General features: G+C 53.6%; 17 protein-coding genes. 10 read left to right on the top strand and 7 right to left on the bottom strand.

The features are described from left to right. The first annotated feature begins 161 nt into the window (after positions 1 to 161). Both bepA and arsC read left to right on the top strand, forming a co-directional pair. Positions 162 to 1,625 carry a beta-barrel assembly-enhancing protease gene (gene bepA / locus G163CM_RS00895; protein ID WP_231826538.1) on the top strand — a complete coding sequence of 488 codons (1,464 nt, stop codon included), beginning with the start codon at positions 162 to 164 and terminating at the stop codon, positions 1,623 to 1,625. A 35-nt stretch (positions 1,626 to 1,660) separates the two neighbouring features. Then, positions 1,661 to 2,020, top strand: coding sequence for an arsenate reductase (glutaredoxin) (gene arsC / locus G163CM_RS00890; protein WP_015963461.1), 360 nt, complete (start codon positions 1,661 to 1,663; stop codon positions 2,018 to 2,020). Here arsC and G163CM_RS00885 read toward each other — a convergent pair. After that, complete coding sequence (locus G163CM_RS00885; RefSeq protein ID WP_231826537.1) at positions 2,013 to 2,882, bottom strand: helix-turn-helix domain-containing protein; 870 nt, start codon at positions 2,880 to 2,882, stop codon at positions 2,013 to 2,015. The genes arsC and G163CM_RS00885 overlap by 8 nt on opposite strands. 153 nt (positions 2,883 to 3,035) lie before the next feature. Between G163CM_RS00885 and G163CM_RS00880 the strand changes: the two genes are divergently transcribed. The 4 genes from G163CM_RS00880 (at position 3,036) to G163CM_RS00865 (ending at position 7,813) form a co-directional block, all read left to right on the top strand. Continuing rightward, positions 3,036 to 4,355 carry a PTS sugar transporter subunit IIC gene (locus G163CM_RS00880; RefSeq protein ID WP_231826536.1) on the top strand — a complete coding sequence of 440 codons (1,320 nt, stop codon included), beginning with the start codon at positions 3,036 to 3,038 and terminating at the stop codon, positions 4,353 to 4,355. A 3-nt stretch (positions 4,356 to 4,358) separates the two neighbouring features. Then, a complete protein-coding gene (locus G163CM_RS00875) occupies positions 4,359 to 5,312 on the top strand; it encodes a glycosylasparaginase (RefSeq protein ID WP_231826535.1) in 954 nt (317 codons plus the stop codon). Between the two features lie 3 nt (positions 5,313 to 5,315). After that, entirely contained in the window at positions 5,316 to 6,755 is a 1,440-nt protein-coding gene (locus tag G163CM_RS00870; protein WP_231826534.1) for a leucyl aminopeptidase family protein, read from the top strand. Between the two features lie 152 nt (positions 6,756 to 6,907). Further along, entirely contained in the window at positions 6,908 to 7,813 is a 906-nt protein-coding gene (locus G163CM_RS00865) for an Rpn family recombination-promoting nuclease/putative transposase (RefSeq protein WP_231826533.1), read from the top strand. Positions 7,814 to 7,816: 3 nt separating this feature from the next. On the opposite strand, the gene G163CM_RS00860 is transcribed toward G163CM_RS00865, so the two are convergent. The 5 genes from G163CM_RS00860 to bglK all read right to left on the bottom strand — a co-directional run bounded on the left by G163CM_RS00860 (position 7,817) and on the right by bglK (position 13,139). After that, a complete protein-coding gene (locus tag G163CM_RS00860; RefSeq protein WP_231828305.1) occupies positions 7,817 to 8,518 on the bottom strand; it encodes a DnaA inactivator Hda in 702 nt (233 codons plus the stop codon). Between the two features lie 94 nt (positions 8,519 to 8,612). Next, complete coding sequence (gene uraA, locus G163CM_RS00855; RefSeq protein ID WP_015963458.1) at positions 8,613 to 9,902, bottom strand: uracil permease; 1,290 nt, start codon at positions 9,900 to 9,902, stop codon at positions 8,613 to 8,615. Between the two features lie 94 nt (positions 9,903 to 9,996). Then, positions 9,997 to 10,623: a uracil phosphoribosyltransferase gene (gene upp / locus G163CM_RS00850; RefSeq protein ID WP_015963457.1), complete on the bottom strand. Its 627-nt coding sequence runs from the start codon at positions 10,621 to 10,623 to the stop codon at positions 9,997 to 9,999. 194 nt (positions 10,624 to 10,817) lie between these two features. Beyond that, positions 10,818 to 12,248, bottom strand: coding sequence for a 6-phospho-beta-glucosidase (locus tag G163CM_RS00845; RefSeq protein WP_231826532.1), 1,431 nt, complete (start codon positions 12,246 to 12,248; stop codon positions 10,818 to 10,820). A 12-nt stretch (positions 12,249 to 12,260) separates the two neighbouring features. After that, positions 12,261 to 13,139, bottom strand: coding sequence for a beta-glucoside kinase BglK (gene bglK, locus G163CM_RS00840; RefSeq protein ID WP_231826531.1), 879 nt, complete (start codon positions 13,137 to 13,139; stop codon positions 12,261 to 12,263). 287 nt (positions 13,140 to 13,426) lie between these two features. On the opposite strand from bglK, the gene purM reads away from it, so the two are divergent. From purM to ppx, 4 genes are all read left to right on the top strand, one after another. Next, on the top strand, positions 13,427 to 14,464 hold the full coding sequence (gene purM, locus G163CM_RS00835) for a phosphoribosylformylglycinamidine cyclo-ligase (protein ID WP_015963454.1): 1,038 nt from the start codon (positions 13,427 to 13,429) through the stop codon (positions 14,462 to 14,464). Continuing rightward, on the top strand, positions 14,464 to 15,108 hold the full coding sequence (purN, locus tag G163CM_RS00830) for a phosphoribosylglycinamide formyltransferase (RefSeq protein WP_231826530.1): 645 nt from the start codon (positions 14,464 to 14,466) through the stop codon (positions 15,106 to 15,108). The genes purM and purN overlap by 1 nt, the downstream gene beginning before the upstream one ends. A 206-nt stretch (positions 15,109 to 15,314) precedes the next feature. Next, positions 15,315 to 17,375, top strand: a complete 2,061-nt coding sequence (ppk1, locus tag G163CM_RS00825; protein ID WP_015963451.1) for a polyphosphate kinase 1 — start codon at positions 15,315 to 15,317, stop codon at positions 17,373 to 17,375. Between the two features lie 3 nt (positions 17,376 to 17,378). After that, on the top strand, positions 17,379 to 18,920 hold the full coding sequence (gene ppx / locus G163CM_RS00820; RefSeq protein WP_231826529.1) for an exopolyphosphatase: 1,542 nt from the start codon (positions 17,379 to 17,381) through the stop codon (positions 18,918 to 18,920). Here ppx and G163CM_RS00815 read toward each other — a convergent pair. Further along, the gene (locus G163CM_RS00815; RefSeq protein WP_231826528.1) at positions 18,900 to 21,152 is read right to left on the bottom strand and encodes a sensor domain-containing phosphodiesterase; all 2,253 of its coding nucleotides are present in this window, start codon (positions 21,150 to 21,152) and stop codon (positions 18,900 to 18,902) included. The genes ppx and G163CM_RS00815 overlap by 21 nt on opposite strands. Positions 21,153 to 21,369 lie beyond the last annotated feature (217 nt).

Genomic DNA, 21,369 nt, shown 5'->3' with positions numbered 1-21,369 from the left:
AAGACTTCGCTTTTTCTATTTATAGACACAAACAGCAAAAGTTGTGTGAATATCATTTTCAACCTCTTTGAGGCCAGATAAACTGCCCAAATAGCCTTTCAGGGAACGTAACGCCGCCCTGTCGGTCAAACTGAAAAATCCCACATTACAGGACAGAGGTTATGTTCAGGCAGTTGAAAAAAACGCTGGTGGCATCCCTTATTGCAGCGCTCACGCTCGGCCAGGCGGCACCCGCTTTTGCAGATGCGGCTGATACGTTGCCAGATATGGGCACCTCCGCAGGAAGCACGCTCTCCATTGGTCAGGAGATGCAAATGGGGGATTTCTACGTACGCCAACTGCGCGGCAGCGCGCCGCTGATTAACGACCCCCTGCTGGTGCAGTACATCAATACGCTGGGTATGCGTCTGGTGTCGCACGCCTGGTCGGTGCGTACGCCGTTCCACTTCTATTTAATCAACAACGACGATATCAACGCCTTCGCCTTCTTCGGCGGGAACGTGGTGCTGCACTCGGCGTTGTTCCGCTATTCCGATAATGAAAGCCAGCTGGCATCGGTCATGGCGCACGAAATCTCTCACGTCACCCAGCGCCATCTGGCGCGTGCGATGGAAGACCAGAAACGTAACGCCCCGCTCACCTGGGTCGGCGCATTAGGCTCAATTCTGCTGGCGATGGCCAGCCCGCAGGCCGGGATGGCGGCGTTGAGCGGTACCCTCGCCGGTACGCAACAGAGCATGATCAGCTTCACCCGTCAGAATGAAGAAGAAGCGGATCGTATCGGTATTCAGGTGTTACAACGATCCGGCTTCGACCCGCAGGCGATGCCGGCATTTATGGATAAATTGCTCGACCAGGCGCGCTACTCCTCGCGCCCGCCAGAAATGCTGCTGACTCACCCCCTGCCGGAAAGCCGTCTGGCCGATGCGCGTAACCGCGCCAATCAGATGAAACCGATGGTGGTGCAATCCTCCGCCGATTTCTATCTGGCGAAAGCGCGTACGCTTGGGATGTATAACTCCGGGCAAAATCAGCTGACCAGCGACCTGATCGATGCCTGGTCGAAGGGCAATATTCGCGAACAAAATGCCGCGCAGTATGGCCGTGCGCTTCAGGCGATGGAAGCGAAGAACAACGCGCAGGCCAGTAGCCTGCTGCGCCCGCTGCTGGCCGCCGACCCGCAAAATGCGTGGTATCTTGACCTGGCAACCGATATCGACCTCGGTCAGAACAAAGCCGCCGACGCCATTAATCGGCTGAAAAGCGCGCGCGACCTGCGCACGAACCCGGTGCTGCAGCTCAACCTGGCCAACGCCCTGCTCGAAGCAGGACAGGCATCTGAAGCGGTGACCATCCTTAACCGCTACACGTTCAACTATAAAGATGACACCAACGGCTGGGAGCTGCTGGCACAGGCGCAGGCCAAACTGGGCCATCGCGATCAGGAACTGGCAGCCAGAGCCGAGAATATGGCGTTAGTCGGACGGCTCGACCAGGCGATTTCTCTGCTCAGCAGCGCCAGCGCCCAGGTCAAACTCAGAAGTCTGGAACAGGCGCGCTACGACGCGCGTATCGACCAGCTTCGTCAATTACAGGAACGTTTCCGTCCTTACACGAAAATGTAAATCGGGAACGAAATTGTCAGAACTCGGGAGATTTTATGACTGATGCGGTAAAAATTTACCACAACCCGCGCTGTTCCAAGAGCCGCGAGACCTTAAGCCTGCTGAAAGCCAACGGCGTTGAGCCAGAAGTGGTGCTTTATCTGGAAACTCCGCCGGATGCCGAAGGCATCAAGCAGCTGCTGCAAATGCTGGGCATGAACAGCGCCCGCGAACTGATGCGCCAGAAAGAAGATCTCTATAAATCACTCAATCTGGCCGATAACCAACTGACTGAAGCCCAGCTGATTCAGGCGATGGTTGAGAACCCGAAGCTGATTGAACGCCCGATTGTGGTCAGCAACGGCCAGGCGCGCATTGGTCGCCCACCGGAGCAGGTTCTGGAAATCGTTAGCTAGTGTGAGTTTGCCGCAGCACTTCAAGAAAGTGCTGCGGCGTGCATTCACCCAATTTTTTCTGCCCTTTCCCCGAATTCCATAGTTCACAGAGGTGCTGTAATACCTCATCAGGGCTTTTTTCTTTCAGTACCGGGAAAAGCTCCCCCAGCGGTGGTGTTGCAGATTCTCCCCACGCTACGATGGGTCGAGACGCTACGCGATGCTTTAATTTTTTCGCATCCAGCCATTCGCTGACAGGCGAGTCTGGCGCTATCTCAAACCACTTACAATCATTTGTCTCAATAGATTGAATATCAGCAGGACACTGCGTTAGCGCCTCTTCCAGCCAGTGAATCACCAGCTGTCGCGATATGCCTGAATAGATGCGCGCAAAGAGCCAGCCGCTGACAGGCTCCTGCGCCCATAACAAATGATGATCGCCGCCATCATCCATGTGCAGCGGCAAAAAGACGTAATGCAACTGCAACGAATCCGCACGCAGCCCTGCTTTCAATGCCTTTTTTCCCTGTAATGACGCAGCACCCGCCCCCCTCCGCGCAGGTTTCAGGTAGCGGTTCAACGTTGCCCGCGAAACCGTAATTCCCAGCCCTTCAACAACAAGAAACAGTAATTCATCCAGCGGCGCGCGCAGTTGTTCACGTAAGACATTAAGCAAGGCAATTTGATCAGATCTCAATGCTTTGTGTATCACGCCAGGCGTGGTTTGCCGGTCAGTGATATGCTCGCGCTGACGCCAGCGACGCACGGTTGTCACAGAAATACCCAATTCCTTTGCCAGCTCACGGTCACTTTTATCTGACTGTTGCAGATAGCGACGTATGCGTGGCGTAGTGGTGGCGTTGGCATGCAGCTTAATTTCCATGACTATCTCCACAAATAATCGTAACTAATCATATGAGATTAATATGATTAAACCCAACGCAATGTGACTCATTTCACCGTTCTGCGTGAGGAATTCTTCAATAATCCCGTTACATAACACACACCCTGCCCTTAATCTTGTACGGAGTTCACAATGAACAATGTTCTGGGATTTCTTGAAGCAAAGCTGATGCCACTGGCGGCTAAAGCGGCGCAACAGCGCCATTTATGCGCCATTCGCGGTGCTTACGTCTCCTTCATGCCGTTTATCATCGTCGGCTCTATTCTGTTGGTTATCTCCTCATTTCCTAACCAGCCTTACCAGTTGTTTATGTCTCGCACCTTTGGTGATAACTGGAGCAGTATCGTTGAGATTCCTTTCAGCGCCGTCTTTTCAACTATGTCGCTGTTCATTAGCTTTCTGGTGGCCTTTCGCCTGGCTGAGCACTATGGCGAAGACAGAATCTCCTGTGGGATCCTCGCGCTGGTTTGCTTCTTAATTCTTACCCCGTTTATCAAAGTCGCCGACAACGGCGGTATCACCGTGGTACCGATCGAATGGATTGGCACCAAAGGCCTGTTTGTCGCTATGATTGGCTCACTGCTCTGGACGGAACTGTTCTGCTGGCTGAAACGTAAAAAGCTGGTGATCAAGATGCCTGAGGGCGTTCCACCGGCAGTGCAGGAGTCTTTCGCCGCGCTGATCCCGGCGCTGATCGTAATGATTATCGTGCTGGCGATTCGTATCAGTTTTGATAACACCCACTACCGCACCATTCATCAGTTTATTTATGAAGTGGTGGCTACGCCGGTTCGTCACTACGGTACCTCTTATTTTGGCGCGCTGATGACGGTGTTCAGCATTACGATCCTCTGGTCCGTCGGCATTAACTCCGGCTCGATGATTAACGGCATCATTCGCCCGCTGTGGATGGAAAACCAGACCGATAATATCGCCGCAATTCAGGCGGGTGCAATGCCGCCGCATATCATCACCGAACAGTTTTTTGACATGATCTGGATGGGCGGCGCGGGTGCGACGTTATCGCTGGTGCTGGCGATGCTGATTTTTGCGCGCAGTAAAAACATGCGCGAAGTCGCCCGACTGGGGGCGGGTGCCTCAATCTTTAATATCAACGAACCGATTCTGTTTGGCCTGCCGGTCATTATGAACCCTATCATGCTGATTCCGTTTAACCTGGTGCCACTGGTGCTGGTGACCGTGCAATATGTGGCCATGAAAGTCGGTATCGTCGCGGTGACCACCGGGGTCTTTATTCCCTGGACGCTGCCGCCGGTCATCAGCGGTTTCATTGTGACCGGACATCTTTCCGGCTGCCTGATGCAGATAGTGAACCTGTTGATTGGCGCCATGATCTATCTACCCTTCATGCGCATCCTGGACAAACAGTACCGCGCCGCAGAAATTCAATCACATCACGACGCCGCTAACGCACTGGCGAAACAGGAGTAAACAATGTGGGGAATCATTGCCACCTGGAGAATGGCGCTGGAAGGCGTTACGCAATCCGCCGACGCTCTGATGCAGGGCCATCGCGCCGGCGATGCAGTGGTAGACGCCGTTGCCGCCGTTGAAGACTTTCCGTTTTATAAATCCGTCGGCTACGGGGGATTGCCAACCGAGAATGGTGAAGTTGAGCTGGACGCCGCCTGGATGGATGGCGACACGCTGGCCTTTGGCGCGGTAGCCAATCTGGTCGACATCGCGAACCCGGTCCGCGTCGCGCATGCCCTTGGACGGCAACGCTACAACTGTGTGCTGGTCGGGCAAGGCGCACGGGAATGGGCGTTAAGCCAGGGGTTTGCCGATAAAAAGATGCTCACCGAACGAGCGCTTCAACACTATCGTAAACGCTGCCGCGAAACGCTCGATAAAGGGCTAAGCCCGTACGATGGACATGACACCGTCGGCATCATCGGTCTGGATAAACAGGGTTCAATGAGCGTCGCGACCTCCACCAGCGGCCTGTTTATGAAAAAGCGCGGACGCGTGGGCGATTCCCCTGTGATTGGTTCCGGTTTCTATTGCGACAGTGAAGTTGGCGCCGCAACGGCCACCGGCGTCGGGGAAGATCTCATGAAAGGCTGCGCCAGCTACGAAATCGTTCGCCGCATGGCACAGGGCATGGCGCCACAGCAGGCAGCGGATTCTGTCGTCCAGGAGCTAGAAGACAAGCTGATGTCGCGCTTCGGGCGAGCGGGCGACCTGTCTGTCGTCTGCATGAACGCGCGAGGTGAGTTTGGCGCGGCCACCAATATTCAATCCTTCTCCTTCGTGGTCGCGACGGAAAACCAGCCGCTAACTGTTTTTCGCACCGAGCGCGTACAAGGAAAAACCGTTTGTTATCCCGTCGATGATGCGTGGATGCAGGCCTACGCTGCGCGGATCCGGGCTCCGATTGAGGAATAATTTATGATTCACTATCAATTACTGACATCTCACCAGGAAATTGTGGCAAAAAGCCATCTTATCACCACAGCAGGTAGCCCGCTCGCGAATGCACTCCCCTCGTTATTAATGCAAGAAATGAGCGCACAAGCCGAGACGGGTGAGCTTGCGGATACCACATTTCACTGCGCGCCGCTGGCCCGCCTGACCATCGTGCCGCAAAGCGACTGGCAGGATACGTTAACCGATACGCTGGTTAATCATCTGCGCCCTCTGCTGGCCGCGCCGCGTAGCGAGCATGTTGTGCTGGATTGTTCATATTCACCCCATCTCGTTGTGGTGAGAAAAGCGGTGCGTTTCATCTTCAACCTGGCGCATAACCTGGACGATCTGGGGCTAAAGAAAACGACCAATCGCTTACGCGTCACCCAGCTCAGCCTCTATTGTCACGAGGAACAGAAACCATCGCTGGAAGCATTAATCCGCGAGGAACACGCCATTGCCTATGGCATGATCGCCGCCCGTCGGCTGGCTGATATTCCATCTGAACAATGTACCCCGCAGTTTGTCGTCGACGAGGCGCAGCGACTTTGCGCCGATTTTCAGTCATTACGCTGCGAAGTTCTGGACGAACAGGCTATCGTTGAACAAGGGCTGGGGTTATTGCATGCCGTGGGTAAAGGCTCAGCCCGCCCGCCACGCCTGTTAGCGATTCATTATGACGGCGTAAAAGAAGGCCCGGTACGCAGTTACGTGGGCAAAGGGATCACCTTCGACACCGGCGGTCTGTGGCTGAAAGAAGGCGCTGGCATGTACACCATGAAGTACGACATGTGCGGTGCCGCCAACGTTCTGGGGCTAATGCTGACCATCGCCACGCTGGCGCTGCCGGTGCGGGTGATGGGGGTACTGGCGCTGGCGGAGAACGCCATCGGGCCAAATGCGATGCAACCGGGCAACGTAGCACGCGCCTGCAACGGCTTGACGGTTGAAATCAATAATACGGATGCCGAAGGTCGATTGGTGCTGGCCGACGCCATCGCCTGGGCCAGCCAGCGTCACGCCCACACCCGATACATTATTGATATGGCAACGCTTACCGGTGCGGTAGTCAAAGCGTTAGGCTACGAGCTGAGCGGTTTGATGACCCAGGATGAAAACCTGCGTCAAGCGTTGACGCAGGCCGGAGAACAAAGCGGCGATGAAGTGTGGTCGCTACCTCTGGATGCGCGCCTGAAAAAACAGACCGACAGCGCAATTGCCGATTTGTGCAATACGCCGGGAAATAACGCCGCAATTAGCGCCTCCGCCGCGTGGCTGCTGCATCACTTCTGCCCGCAAAGTATCCCGTGGGCACATTTAGACGTCAGCGGCACCGCCCTGTGGCGCGAGAGTGGAAAAAGCGTGGCATCGGGCAGGCCCATTCCTTTACTGCTGCGCCATTTGCTCAACGACCTACGCTGAAAAAAGTGCGTATCACGTTCAGGAAAAATTGTCGTCTTACACGGCAGTAAAAGTATCTCTCGCCGCTGCTCGCAGCGGTGAGATTTGCCCATTGAGCCGGTTAAGCAACGCTGCCAGAGTCCCTCCATCAGTTAATATCCCATGGAGGGAGTATGGAAGAGCAAACCACATCCACACCGCACGATGCGATCTTTAAGCATTTTATGGCCCACGTGGATACGGCGCGGGATTTTCTCGAGATTTATCTTCCCGCTTCGCTACGCGCCATCTGTGATCTGAGCACCTTAAAGCTGGAAGCCACCAGCATGGTGGAGAAAAATCTGCGCTCGCGCATTTCGGATATTCTCTATTCGGTGAAAACGCAGGCGGGCGACGGCTATATCTACACGCTGATTGAGCATCAAAGTCGTCCGGAAAAACACATGGCGTTTCGGATGCTGCGCTACTCGCTGGACGTTATGCAGCGGCATCTGGATGCCAAAAATAAACAGTTGCCCATCGTTATCCCCCTGCTGTTTTATCATGGCGAGGCGACGCCCTATCCCTACAGCCTGCGCTGGTTTGATGAATTCGCCGACCCCGAACTGGCTAAGCGTTTGTATAGCCAGCCCTTTCCTCTGGTCGATATCACCGTCGTGCCCGATAGCGAAATTATGCAGCATCGGCGAATTGCCACACTCGAACTGCTGCAAAAACATATCCGATTGCGGGATCTTTCCGAGCAGATCGCCCCGCTAGCTGCCCTTTTAACGATGGGATACACTAGCAAGGATCGGCTGCTTGCCATACTGAATTACATGCTGCATACCGGCACCGCCGAGAACCCTGAGAAGCTGATTCAGGAGCTTTCTCAGCGTACGTCACACCATGAGGGAACGCTTATGACTATTGCCGAATATCTTGAGCAGAAAGGCTGGACCAGAGGAGTTGAAGAGGGGCGCGGTGAGGAAGCGCGACGTATTGCGCTTGCCATGCTGGCCGAGGGATTTAACGTGCAACAAGCGAGCAGACTGACTGGTGTCGCTGAGACAGAGCTGGTCAGCGCCAGCACGCACTAACCGCTACAGCTTCAGAATCTCTTTCACAAACGGAATCGTGAGTTTTCGCTGGGCAGTAATCGACGCGTGATCCAGCTGGTCGAGCGTTAAAAATAGCGTACGCATCTCTCTGTCCAGCCGTTTAAGCAGGAAACGGCACACATCTTCCGGCAGCTCAAAGCCGCGCAGACGCGCGCGCAGTTGTAGCGCTTGTAGTTTGTCTTCATCAGAGAGCGGCTGAAGCTTATAAATTTGCCCCCAGTCGAGACGAGAAGCGAGATCCGGCAGGCCGAGATTAAGCTGACGCGGTGGACGATCGCCGGTGATCAGCAGTCGGGTATTCCCTGTTTCGAGGATCCGGTTATACAGATTGAAAATCGCCATCTCCCAGAGTTCATCCCCGGCAATGCACTCGATGTTGTCAATACACACCAGCGCAAGCTGTTCCATTCCTTCCAGAACCTCCGGCACAAACCAGGTGCGTTTATCCAGCGGAACATAGCCCACGGCATCACCGCGCGCCGAGAGTTCAGCACAGGCTGCGTGCAGCAGATGGCTACGCCCTGCCCCTTCCCGCGCCCATAGATAGATGTATCCGCTGTGTTCCTGGCGCAGGACGTTTTGCACGGCTGCAAGGAGAGAAGGGTTATCACCCGGCCAGAAACTCGCAAACGTTTCGTCGTCGGGAAGATAGAGTGGCAAAGAGAGCTGTGCCGGTGCGTTCAGAGGGACCTCTTCATGAGCTTACGTAAAAACGCGATGAGTTTATCACAGAATTATCCCATGAGAGAACCGGGCGGCGTACCGCCCGGTCAGAGGATCAGCGGGTGGAGACGTCGCTGTCGTCAGCATCCAGCACCACTTCTTCCGGGCGCAGCACGCTGATCAGTTTGAAGATCAGGCTCAGGCAGACGCCCACCACGGTCGCCAGCGCCATGCCTTTCAGCTCAGCAGCCCCAATGTGCACTTTCGCGCCGCTGACGCCGATGATCAGAATCACCGAGGTCAGGATCAGGTTTTGCGCTTTGCTGTAGTCCACTTTCGATTCAATCAGGACGCGAATACCGGATGCGCCAATCACGCCGTACAGCAGCAGAGATACACCACCCATCACCGGCAGCGGGATAATCTGGATGGCCGCAGCCAGTTTACCGACGCAGGAGAGCAGAATCGCAATCACCGCCGCGCCGCCGATAACCCATGTGCTGTAGACGCGGGTAATCGCCATCACGCCAATGTTTTCACCGTAAGTGGTGTTTGGCGTGGAGCCAAAGAAACCAGAGATAATCGTCGACAGACCGTTAGCGAACATAGAACGGTGCAGACCTGGGTCGCGAATCAGATCTTTTTTAACGATATTCGCGGTCACCACCAGGTGGCCGACGTGCTCGGCAATCACTACCAGCGCAGCAGGCAGAATCGTCAGAATAGCGAACCATTCAAAGCGCGGGGTATAGAAAGTTGGCAGCGCGAACCAGTGCGCCTGGGCAATCGGCGTGGTATCGACAACGCCCATCACGAAGGAGAGCGCATAGCCCACCAGCACACCAATAAGAATAGGGATAATGGCGAGGAAGCCGCGGAACAGAACTGAACCAAATACAGTGACCGCAAGCGTAACCATCGAGATAATAATAGTTTTGCTATCCGGCGTTTGCCCTTCTGCTGGCAGCAGGCCCGCCATGTTCGCCGCCACGCCCGCCAGTTCAAGGCCGATGACGGCAACGATTGCGCCCATCGCCGCCGGAGGGAACATCACATCCAGCCAGCCGCTACCGGCTTTTTTCACGATAAACGACACCAGACAGAACAGCACGCCGCACATAATAAAGCCACCGAGCGCCATTTCGTATCCCAACGGCAGCAGAAGCATAACCGGTGAAATAAATGCAAAGCTCGAGCCCAAGTACGCCGGAATTTTGCCTTTACAGATAAAGAGGTAGAGCAAAGTGCCGACGCCGTTGAACAGCAGCACGGTTGCCGGGTTAATGTGGAACAGGACTGGCACCAGAACGGTGGCACCAAACATGGCGAACAAGTGCTGCAAGCTAAGCGGGATCGTCTGTAACAGCGGCGGTCGTTCACTCACTCCGATAGCACGGCGCGTCATAATGTTTTCCTCAGTGTCAGTGTTTTTAGATTTTGCATTTAGTTTTATTCAAAAAAAAGCCGACTCTTAAGTCGGCTCTTTATGATTTATTATCTTATTTAGTACCAAAGATTTTGTCACCGGCGTCGCCGAGGCCCGGAATAATGTATCCGTGCTCGTTTAACCCGTGGTCAATGGATGCGGTGTAGAGCTCAACGTCCGGGTGCGCGCTTTCCAGCGCAGCGATGCCTTCTGGTGCCGCGACCAGCACCAGCACTTTGATGCTGCTGCAGCCCGCTTTTTTCAGCAGGTCGATGGTGGCGATAACGGAACCGCCGGTTGCCAGCATCGGGTCAACGATCAGCGCCATACGCTCATCGATATTGGAAACCAGTTTCTGGAAGTACGGTACCGGCTCCAGCGTCTCTTCGTCGCGGTACATACCCACAACGCTGATACGCGCGCTCGGAACATTTTCCAGCACGCCGTCCATCATGCCGAGGCCCGCACGCAGGATTGGCACAACGGTAATTTTCTTGCCTTTAATCTGGTCGATTTCTACCGGGCCATTCCAGCCTTCGATAGTGACTTTTTCGGTTTCCAGATCGGCGGTTGCTTCATAAGTCAGTAAGCTGCCAACTTCGGAGGCGAGTTCACGGAAGCGTTTAGTACTGATATCGTTCTCGCGCATCAGGCCTAGCTTGTGTTTGACGAGTGGGTGTTTCACTTCCACAATCTTCATTCTCTTTCTCCTTTGAATAGGGCAGCCACAAAAAAAATCGACGGATTATACCGCCATTCTTTTCGCCGGCAACATTTTTTTACTTGATGCTGATCAAGCATAGGCGGGGTTGCGGTGAAGAGAAAAACGATTATCAGCGCTGACAGGCATTACGAAAGGAAAGCGGCCAACCGGGGTTGACCGCTTAAAAGCAATTACAGCTTCTCGCCGTTAGAGGCAATGACCTCTTTATACCAGTTGAAGGATTTTTTACGGCTGCGCGCCAGCGTGCCGTTGCCTTCGTTATCTTTATCAACGTAGATAAAGCCGTAGCGTTTTTTCATCTCGCCGGTGCCTGCGGAAACGAGGTCAATACAGCCCCATGGGGTGTAGCCCATCAGGTCAACGCCATCTTCCACTACCGCTTTTTTCATCTCGTTTATGTGGGCCGCGAGATAATCAATACGGTACTGGTCGTTCACCGTGCCGTCGCTTTCCAGCACGTCGATTGCGCCAAAGCCATTTTCGACGATAAACAGCGGCAACTGATAGTGGTCGTAGAACCAGTTCAGCGAGTAACGCAGCCCCACCGGGTCAATCTGCCAGCCCCAGTCGGATTTCTGCACGTAGGGGTTAGAGACCAGGCTGGTGGTTTCATCGTAATCCAGCTGCGGGTTATCGTCGGTCGCTTTGGTGGCAAACGACATGTAGTAACTAAAACCGATGTAATCGACACAGCCCTGGGTGAGCGCCTGTTTGTCTTCTTCGGTGATATCCAGCGCAAATCCGCGACGTTCAAAGTAATTCAGCAGATGTTGCGGATATTTTCCGCGAACGTGAACATCGGTGAACCAGTAGCGGCGATGCATGGCGTTCATCGCCATCATCATGTCGTTAGGCGCACAGCTCAACGGATAGATAGGGCACATGGCAATCATGCAGCCGATTTGCAGCGCCGAATTAATTTCATGCCCGGCTTTCACCGCCAGCGCGCTGGCCACCAGCTCATAGTGTGCCGCCTGATACATCACCGGCTCGCGATCTTCACCCGGCAGGTATTTCAGCCCCGAGTTGGTGAACGGCGCGAAATCTTCGTGGAAGTTAGCCTGATTGTTGATCTCGTTAAAGGTCATCCAGTACTTCACTTTGTGCTGATAGCGCGTGAAAACAACCTTTGCAAAGCGTACAAAGAAATCAATCAGTTTACGGTTGCGCCAACCGCCATATTCGGTGACCAGGTGATACGGCATCTCAAAGTGTGACAGCGTGATCACCGGCTCAATGCCGAGCTTCAGGCACTCATCGAACAGATCGTCATAGAACTGCAATCCGGCTTCATTCGGTTCCAGCTCGTCACCTTTTGGAAAAATACGTGTCCAGGCGATGGAGGTTCGGAAACATTTGTAGCCCATCTCGGCGAAGAGCTTGAGATCGTCTTTGTAGCGATGATAGAAATCAATCGCTTCATGGTTGGGATAATTTTTACCGGGTAATACCCCATCGGTGATTTCGCGCGGTACCCCGTGTGCGCCAGCCGTCATCACATCAGCTACGCTGATGCCCTTTCCGCCTTCCTGCCAGCCGCCTTCCAGTTGATGCGCCGCCACTGCGCCGCCCCACAGAAATCCCGCTTTAAATCCAGACATAGCTTTCCCTCATTAAACAGTCGCGTTCTGTTGATTGAAATGGTAAACCGAGCCCAGCAGCCCGGCGTCGTTGCCCTGGCTTGCCGCACACACGAATTCGTCGATTCCGAACCAGCGCAGATGCTCACGCAGCAGCGCCAGGAATCCGGGGCGCTCAATAATGCCGCCGCCAATAAAAATGGTTTCGGGGTCGAAAAGATTGACCAGGTTATAGAGCCCGGTAGCGATGCCATTCAGGAAGTCATCGACCAGACGACGCGCTGTGCGATCGCCGGCCTCATAGGCATCAAACACCGCTTCACCGGTGATGGCCTCAAGCGGCTGCCCAAGGCTATCGGCATAGCGTTTACGCAGCACGCGCAGCGTACAGGTTGTGTTCATGGTGTAATTCGTCACGTGACGCGAGGCGGGCCGGTCCGTGAACATATAGCCAAACTCACCGGCGCGAAAACGCTTGCCGTGAACCAGTTTGCCGTTGCAGAAAATCGCACCGCCGATACCGGTGCCGATAGTCAGCACCAGAAAATCATCCATGCTTTTGGCCTTGCCAAGCCAGCGCTCCGCCAGCAGCACGCAGTTGGCGTCGTTTTCAACCGTTACCGGTCGCGATGTTTTCGCCTCCAGCCACGCTTTCATCGGAAAGTTATCGAAGCGACGTATAGCACCGCCCATTTCGATAAACCCGGTATGAGGATTAACATAGCCCGGCGCGCTGATAGCAATGCCAGTGCATTGAGGATGCGCAGCAACCCAGTCGAGCATTGCCTGCAAAATTTGGTCGCCGTCGCTATCGACGATGGTCGCTTTGCCTTTTTCTACAATGGTGCCCTGTGCGTCCACTACGCCCATTTTTAGCGCGGTACCGCCAATATCAAATGCTGCGATGCTCATCGTTCTCATCCCTCCTGAATGGTAAAACGACATGCTAATGTCACGTTTCCGCAAAAAACAGAAACCGGTTTCAGTGGCATCATGTGCATTCACCGCAACTGATGCAAGGACAAAAATGTACCCGGTTTCATTTTCGTGAACGGTATCAAAGTTGACCGCGTTCTCAGGCCGAACGGCGAAAATCCACGCGCTGAAAAATGGATGCACAATGGGCTCGCAAACGTTTGCTTAGACTGTTAGAATTGCGCCGATTTTTCTTGCTAACGCAAACGCGTGGAGACTTAGCAGTGACCGACAAAACCTCTCTCAGCTATAAAGATGCCGGTGTTGATATTGACGCAGGAAACGCTCTGGTTGACCGAATCAAGGGTACGGTGAAGAAAACCCGTCGCCCGGAAGTGATGGGTGGATTGGGTGGATTCGGCGCATTGTGCGCGCTGCCGCAAAAATATCGTGAACCGGTGCTGGTCTCTGGCACGGACGGCGTTGGCACCAAGCTGCGTCTGGCAATGGATTTAAAACGTCACGACACCATTGGTATCGACCTCGTCGCCATGTGTGTGAACGACCTTGTTGTTCAGGGCGCTGAACCCCTGTTCTTCCTCGACTACTACGCCACCGGCAAACTGGATGTCGACACTGCGGCCAGCGTGATCAACGGCATCGCGGAAGGCTGTTTACAGTCTGGCTGCTCCCTGGTGGGCGGCGAAACGGCGGAAATGCCGGGCATGTACCACGGTGAAGATTACGATGTGGCAGGCTTCTGCGTCGGGGTGGTAGAAAAATCAGAAATCATCGATGGCTCAAAAGTCACCGACGGCGACGTGCTGATCGCGCTGGGCTCCAGCGGCCCGCACTCAAACGGTTATTCACTGGTGCGTAAAATCGTGGAAGTCAGCGGTTGCGACCCGGAAACCACACAGCTGGAAGGCAAGTCTCTCGCCGACCACCTGCTGGCACCGACCCGTATCTACGTGAAAAACATCCTGGAACTGATTGAAAACGTTGACGTTCACGCCATCGCGCACCTGACTGGCGGCGGTTTCTGGGAAAATATCCCGCGCGTGCTACCGGATAACACTCAGGCGGTGATTGATGAGTCTTCCTGGCAGTGGCCGGCTATCTTTAACTGGATGCAGGACGCGGGTAACGTCAGCCGTCATGAAATGTACCGCACCTTTAACTGTGGCGTGGGTATGGTGATTGCACTGGCAGCCGACGAAGCAGATAAAGCCATCGCCCTGATGAACGAAAAAGGTGAAAACGCGTGGAAAATCGGCTATATCAAAGCCACTGATTCCGAACAGCGTGTGGTCATCGAATAATGAAAAATATCGTGGTGCTCATTTCCGGCAACGGAAGCAACTTACAGGCCATTATCGACGCCTGTGCGCAGAAGAGAATAAAGGGCACCATTCGTGCGGTATTCAGCAATAAGGCCGACGCGTTCGGCCTTCAACGCGCCCTTGATGCGGGGATCCCTCAGCATGCGTTAACCGCCAGTCAGTACGCCAGCCGCGAAGCGTTCGACCGCGAGCTGATGCACGAAATCGACGCTTATGCGCCGGATATCGTGGTGCTGGCAGGCTATATGCGCATTCTGAGCGCGGATTTCGTGAACCATTATCAGGGACGCTTGCTGAATATCCACCCTTCCCTGCTGCCAAAATATCCGGGCCTCGATACCCATCGTCAGGTGCTGGAAAACGGCGATGCCGTGCACGGCACCTCGGTACACTTTGTCACCGAAGAGCTGGACGGCGGCCCGGTGATTTTACAGGCTAAAGTCCCCGTGTTTGACGGTGACGACGAAGCCGATATCACCGCGCGCGTGCAGGCTCAGGAACATGCCATTTACCCACTGGTGGTGAGCTGGTTTGTCGAAGGCCGCCTGACCATGCGTGAAAACAGCGCCTGGCTGGATGGCGTGAAATTGCCAGTCAGTGGTTATGCATCTGAAGATGAGTAATCTTATTCACCGCAGTTTCCGCTGCGGTGATTTCAATACTATCAATCCTCCCACCAATGCCGCCCGGCGAATAGCATTCTGGTCATGAATTTCCCTGCCACCGCTTAATAAGTGTCATACTCTTCTGGCACAGTTGGACATTCAACTGGAATGCTCGCCATAATAGCCAGGCCATAACGCGTGGATGGAACGGAGTGTAAGTAGTAATGGGTCAGGACAAACTGTATATCGAGAAAGAGCTAAGCTGGTTATCCTTCAATGAGCGGGTTCTCCAGGAAGCCGCGGATAAAAGCAATCCGCTGATTGAGCGCATGCGTTTTCTGGGGATTTATTCCAATAACCTGGATGAATTCTACAAAGTGCGTTTCGCCGAACTGAAGCGACGCATCATCATCAGCGAAGAACAGGGCATCACTGCCCACTCTCGTCATCTGTTGGGCAAGATCCAATCCCGCGTACTGAAAGCCGATCAGGAATTCGACGGTCTCTACAACGAACTGCTGCTGGAAATGGCGCGTAATCAGATCTTCCTGATTAACGAGCGCCAGCTTTCAGTGAATCAGCAAAGCTGGCTGCGTCATTACTTTAAACATCAGTTACGCCAGCACATCACCCCGATTCTGCTGAACCGGGAAACGGACCTGGTGCAGTTCCTGAAGGATGATTACACCTATCTGGCGGTGGAGATTATTCGCGGCGATGAAACTAACTATGCGCTGCTGGAAATACCGTCTGATAAGGTCCCGCGCTTTGTGAATCTGCCGCCGGAAACGCCTCGCCGTCGCAAGCCGATGATTCTGCTGGATAACATCCTGCGCTACTGTTTGGATGATATCTTCAAAGGCTTCTTTGATTACGATGCTCTGAACGCCTACTCGATGAAAATGACCCGTGATGCCGAATACGATCTGGTACACGAAATGGAATCGAGCCTGATGGAGCTGATGTCCTCCAGTCTGAAGCAGCGTTTGACCGCCGAGCCGGTACGTTTTGTCTATCAGCGCGATATGCCGGATGCGATGGTGGAGATGCTGCGTAAAAAACTCACTATCTCCCGCTACGACTCCATCGTGCCGGGTGGCCGCTATCACAACTTTAAAGACTTTATTGGCTTCCCGAACGTCGGCAAAGCCAATCTGGTCAATAAACCGATGCCGCGCTTGCGCCATATCTGGTTCGACAAATTCCGCAACGGTTTTGATGCCATTCGCGAACGCGATGTGCTGCTTTATTACCCGTATCACACGTTTGAGCACGTGCTGGAACTGCTGCGCCAGGCGTCATTCGACCCGAGCGTGCTGGCCATCAAAATCAACATTTACCGCGTGGCCAAAGATTCTCGCATCATCGACGCCATGATCCACGCGGCGCACAACGGCAAGAAAGTGACGGTAGTGGTGGAGTTACAGGCGCGTTTCGATGAAGAGGCCAACATCCATTGGGCCAAGCGCCTGACGGAAGCGGGCGTTCACGTTATCTTCTCGGCGCCAGGGCTCAAAATTCACGCCAAACTGTTCCTCATTTCGCGTAAAGAAGGCGAAGATGTGGTGCGTTACGCCCATATCGGTACCGGGAACTTTAACGAGAAAACCGCGCGTATTTATACCGACTACTCGTTGCTGACCGCCGACGCGCGGATCACCAATGAAGTGCGTCGGGTCTTCAACTTTATTGAGAACCCGTATCGCCCGGTCACCTTCGATTACCTGATGGTGTCACCGCAAAACTCCCGCCGTCTGCTCTATGAGATGATTGACCGGGAAATCGCCAACGCGCAAAACGGCCAGAAAGCGGGCATTACGCTCAAGCTGAACAACCTGGTTGATAAAGGCCTGGTCGACAGGCTGTATGCTGCGTCAGGTTCTGGCGTGCAGGTTAACCTGCTGATTCGTGGTATGTGTTCGTTAATCCCGGAACTGGAAGGGCTGAGCGATAACATCCGCGTGATCAGTATTGTTGACCGCTTCCTCGAACATGACCGGGTCTATATTTTTGAAAACGGCGGCGACAAGCAGGTTTACCTCTCTTCCGCCGACTGGATGACGCGTAACATTGACTACCGAATTGAAGTGGCGACGCCACTGCTCGATCCGCGTCTGAAACAGCGCATTCTCGATATTATCGAGATTCTGTTCAGCGACACGGTCAAAGCACGTTACATCGATAAAGAGCTGAGTAATCGCTATGTTCCGCGTGGTAACCGCCGTAAAGTGCGGGCCCAGCAGGCGATTTACGACTATATAAAATCACTTGAACAACCTGAATAACCTATGCCCATAAAAAGCAAAGCCCCCCGCCCGCAGGAATTTGCGGCGGTAGACCTTGGTTCGAACAGTTTTCATATGGTTATCGCCCGTGTGGTTGACGGCGCGATGCAGATCATTGGCCGCCTGAAGCAGCGTGTGCATCTGGCTGATGGTCTGGATGAAAATAACATGCTTAGCGAAGAAGCGATGGAGCGCGGATTAAGCTGTCTGGCGCTGTTTGCCGAACGTCTGCAAGGGTTCTCCGCTTCCAGCGTCTGTATCGTCGGTACACATTCACTGCGGCAGGCTGCGAACGCCACGGAATTTTTAACCCGTGCCGAAAAAGTAATCCCTTATCCAATCGAAATCATTTCGGGCAATGAAGAAGCGCGTCTGATTTTTATGGGCGTGGAGCACACCCAGCCGGAAAAAGGCCGCAAACTGGTACTGGATATCGGCGGTGGTTCGACGGAACTGGTGATCGGCGAAGATTTCGAACCCAAGCTGGTTGAGAGCCGTCGCATGGGATGCGTCAGCTTCGCACAGCAGTTTTTCCCGGGCGGAGTGATTACCCGCGAAAGCTTCCAGCGCGCCCGTCTGGCGGCGGTACAAAAGCTGGAGACGCTCTCCTGGCAATATCGCATTCAGGGCTGGAATGTTGCGCTGGGCGCATCAGGCACGATTAAAGCCGCCCATGAAGTACTGATCGAAATGGGTGAAAAAGATGGTTTCATCACCCCGGAGCGCCTCGAGATGCTGGTGGAAGGCGTGCTGAAATGTAAGAATTTTTCGGCGCTAAGCTTGCCGGGTCTTTCTGAAGAGCGCAAAAACGTGTTTGTTCCAGGGCTTGCGATTCTTTGCGGAGTCTTTGACTCGCTGGCGATCAAAGAGCTGCGTTTGTCCGATGGCGCGCTACGCGAAGGCGTACTGTATGAAATGGAAGGCCGTTTCCGTCATCAGGATGTTCGTAGCCGTACGGCGCAAAGTCTGGCGAATCAGTACAATATCGACCGCGAGCAAGCGCAGCGCGTGCTGGAAACCACCACGCATATGTATGAGCAGTGGCTGGCGCAGAATCCTAAACTGGGGCACCCGCAACTGGCGGCTCTGCTGCAATGGGCATCTTTGCTGCATGAAGTCGGGCTGAATATTAATCACAGCGGTATGCATCGCCACTCCGCTTATATTCTGCAAAACAGCGACCTGCCGGGATTCAATCAGGAACAGCAATCGCTGATGGCGACGCTGGTGCGCTACCATCGTAAGGCCATCAAGCTGGATGATCTTCCACGTTTTACGCTGTTTAAGAAAAAACAGTTCCTGCCGATGATTCAGTTACTGCGCCTTGGCGTGCTGCTGAATAATCAACGTCAGGCCACCACTAAGCCGCCAACGCTGACGCTAACAACTGAGGCTCATCACTGGACGCTCTGTTTCCCCCACGGCTGGTTTAGTCAGAATGCGCTGGTCCTGCTCGATCTGGAAAAAGAGCAGGAATATTGGGAAGGCGTTTCCGGTTGGTGGTTAAAAATCACCGAGGAGAGCTCACCGGAAATCGCTGCCTAATCGCGGCGATAGAGGCTCGGCAGCCAGTTTCTCCAGAAGAACTGGCTTGCCGATGCCATATCCCTGAAGGTAATCAATTCCCAGCGATATCGCAGCTTCACGAATCTCTTCATTTTCGACAAACTCTGCCACCACTCGCATGTTTTTCATCCGCGCCAGATGGCAAATGGAGGCGACGATTTGGTAGTCGAGGCTGCTGGTCGCAATATTGCGGATAAAGCTGCCGTCTATTTTGAGAATATCGGCGCTGACGTGCTTCAGCCGCGCATAGCTTGCATACCCGGTGCCAAAATCATCAATCGCCACGCGGCATCCCATATCCTGAAGCACGGCCAGCGTCTGACGCGCTTGCTCTGGGTTGCTCAGGGAGTGGCTTTCAGTAACTTCAAAAATCAACTGCCACGCCTCAATATTATATTTCGCCAGTAAATCAGCCACCTGTTGAGAAAACTCCAGCCCACAGGCGGTGGAAGGTGACAGATTTACCGACAGCCGCATTCCCGGATGCTGCTCACGATGGCTATCCATAAAGCGCAATGTATGTTCCAGAACCCAAAGATCGATTCGTGATGCCATTCCGAATTCGTGGGCGACGGGCAGAAAATCATTGGGTGAAATCAGTTCCCCTTCATCGCCAATCATCCGCAGCAGCACTTCATGATAATCATCGCCACGAATGCTAACGATCGGTTGCGCCATCAGACAAAAGCGATCGTTCTCCAGCGCCTGCTGCACGCGTAGCATCATCGCCACTTTATCTTTTAATTCCTGCTGCAAATGCAGAGCGCCGCGCCGCTGAAGGTTTTCCGGCTGGTGAGAAATCAGTGACAAATCGGCGATGGTACTCAGTTCTCCCAGCAGCAGGGAAAGGTGTGAAACCGGCGAATGAATGTAGCAGTAGCTCATCCCGACCTGTGGCTGAAGCGGCATTCCGTTCCAGATATAGCGAAACTGCTTCACTCTGGCATCCAGGCGCGCAATATGTTGCTGATAGTCTTCAGTATTCAACCGCATTGCCAGATCGTGCCCTGAAAGCTGGTACACATCTTCTCCTGGCCGCAGCACCTCGCTCAGCCACTCTGCCAGTTTCTGTTTGTAGTTGATACGGAGCATCACGCCGTAGTGGCGGCCCAGTACTTCCAGGTCGGGCATTCGCAGGAAACAGACCACCGACCAGGGCGCAGTATCAATTGCCCGATTCAGGGCGCGGAGATTGGGTAAATGCACCACCGGGTCGAGAAATGCCATCCTGCGCACTCTGGCATGGATAGTTCTCTCACGCGTCGACAGCACCGCGATGTAAGCAATGATAAAGGAGAACACCAGATAGCTGGATGAGGTGATCGCCAGTTGAGAACTATAACCGGGGTGAATAGGCAAATAGTGATAATGGAAATGGATCGCGACAATCAGCAGCAGAGTCCACAACGGCGAGATAAAGCGATAGCCAAAACGCATCGCGCCCCACAGCGTCACGGGCAGGAGCAGCGACAACGTGTAGTTGGTGCTGAAAATGGTGCTCTGATTGGTCAAAGGCATCAGCAGCAGGCCAAGCAGCAATGAAAGGACAATCAGCCAGGCGACAACTTCCATCCACTTTACTTTGGGATCGAAATCGAGCCGCATCTGCGAAATCAGCCCGCGAATGTAGCAAGGGTTACGTGCCAGGCGAATCAGCATATAGCAGAACGGTACGCCGGTTAAACAACTCACCAACAGCGATTGATAGTTAATTAGGCTGCGCAACGTCAGCGGCGATACCCACTGAAAATCACTGCGGCTGGGATAGAGCCCCACGTAGATGGCAAACTGAAACAACAACTGAAACACGGTCGCCGGGAAAAACATCTGCCAGAACAGGCGATGCGCAATCAGCCGCGTATCACCATGAGAAACCATTTGGCGACGCGGGATAAAAATACGATAGCCGCCCCAGGCAAGAACCAGCGGAATAATAAAATGCAGGACAATACCGACTCTCTCAAGAAAACAGAGATCCTTGCTCAGGTAGAGCCATATGCTCGCAGCAATACCCGGTATCGCTTTCCAGCCAAAAAAAAGCATCAGACACAGCATAAATGGCAGCGGCAGATAATAAAGCGATACCTTGCCCCCATCAATCCATGCATATGTATTAACAAGATTTATGATTGGTAGTAAAATCAAGGGCAAAGCAAGCGGTAATGCCCACCAGCAATCACGATATTTTTTATATGTTTTACAGAAATACATAGATGCTCTAAGGATATCCCAAATCCTGCTGGGTATATTCAGACAGGCATCCAACCTGGCTTAGTGGCCCGCAAAGTAAGTTACCATGCGGTTCGGACTGGGAATTCTAGAGGTCAACGGACACGAGCGCTTGATACAAATCAACAAATAAGGTGCATAAAAACATTAAGTTTCAATTTTTTGCGGTGGGGCAGATTAATTAATGGATTTTGTAAAT

This window comes from Pseudocitrobacter corydidari (genome assembly GCF_021172065.1).
Lineage (GTDB): Bacteria > Pseudomonadota > Gammaproteobacteria > Enterobacterales > Enterobacteriaceae > Pseudocitrobacter > Pseudocitrobacter corydidari.
This window is presented reverse-complemented; position numbering and strand designations above follow the sequence as displayed.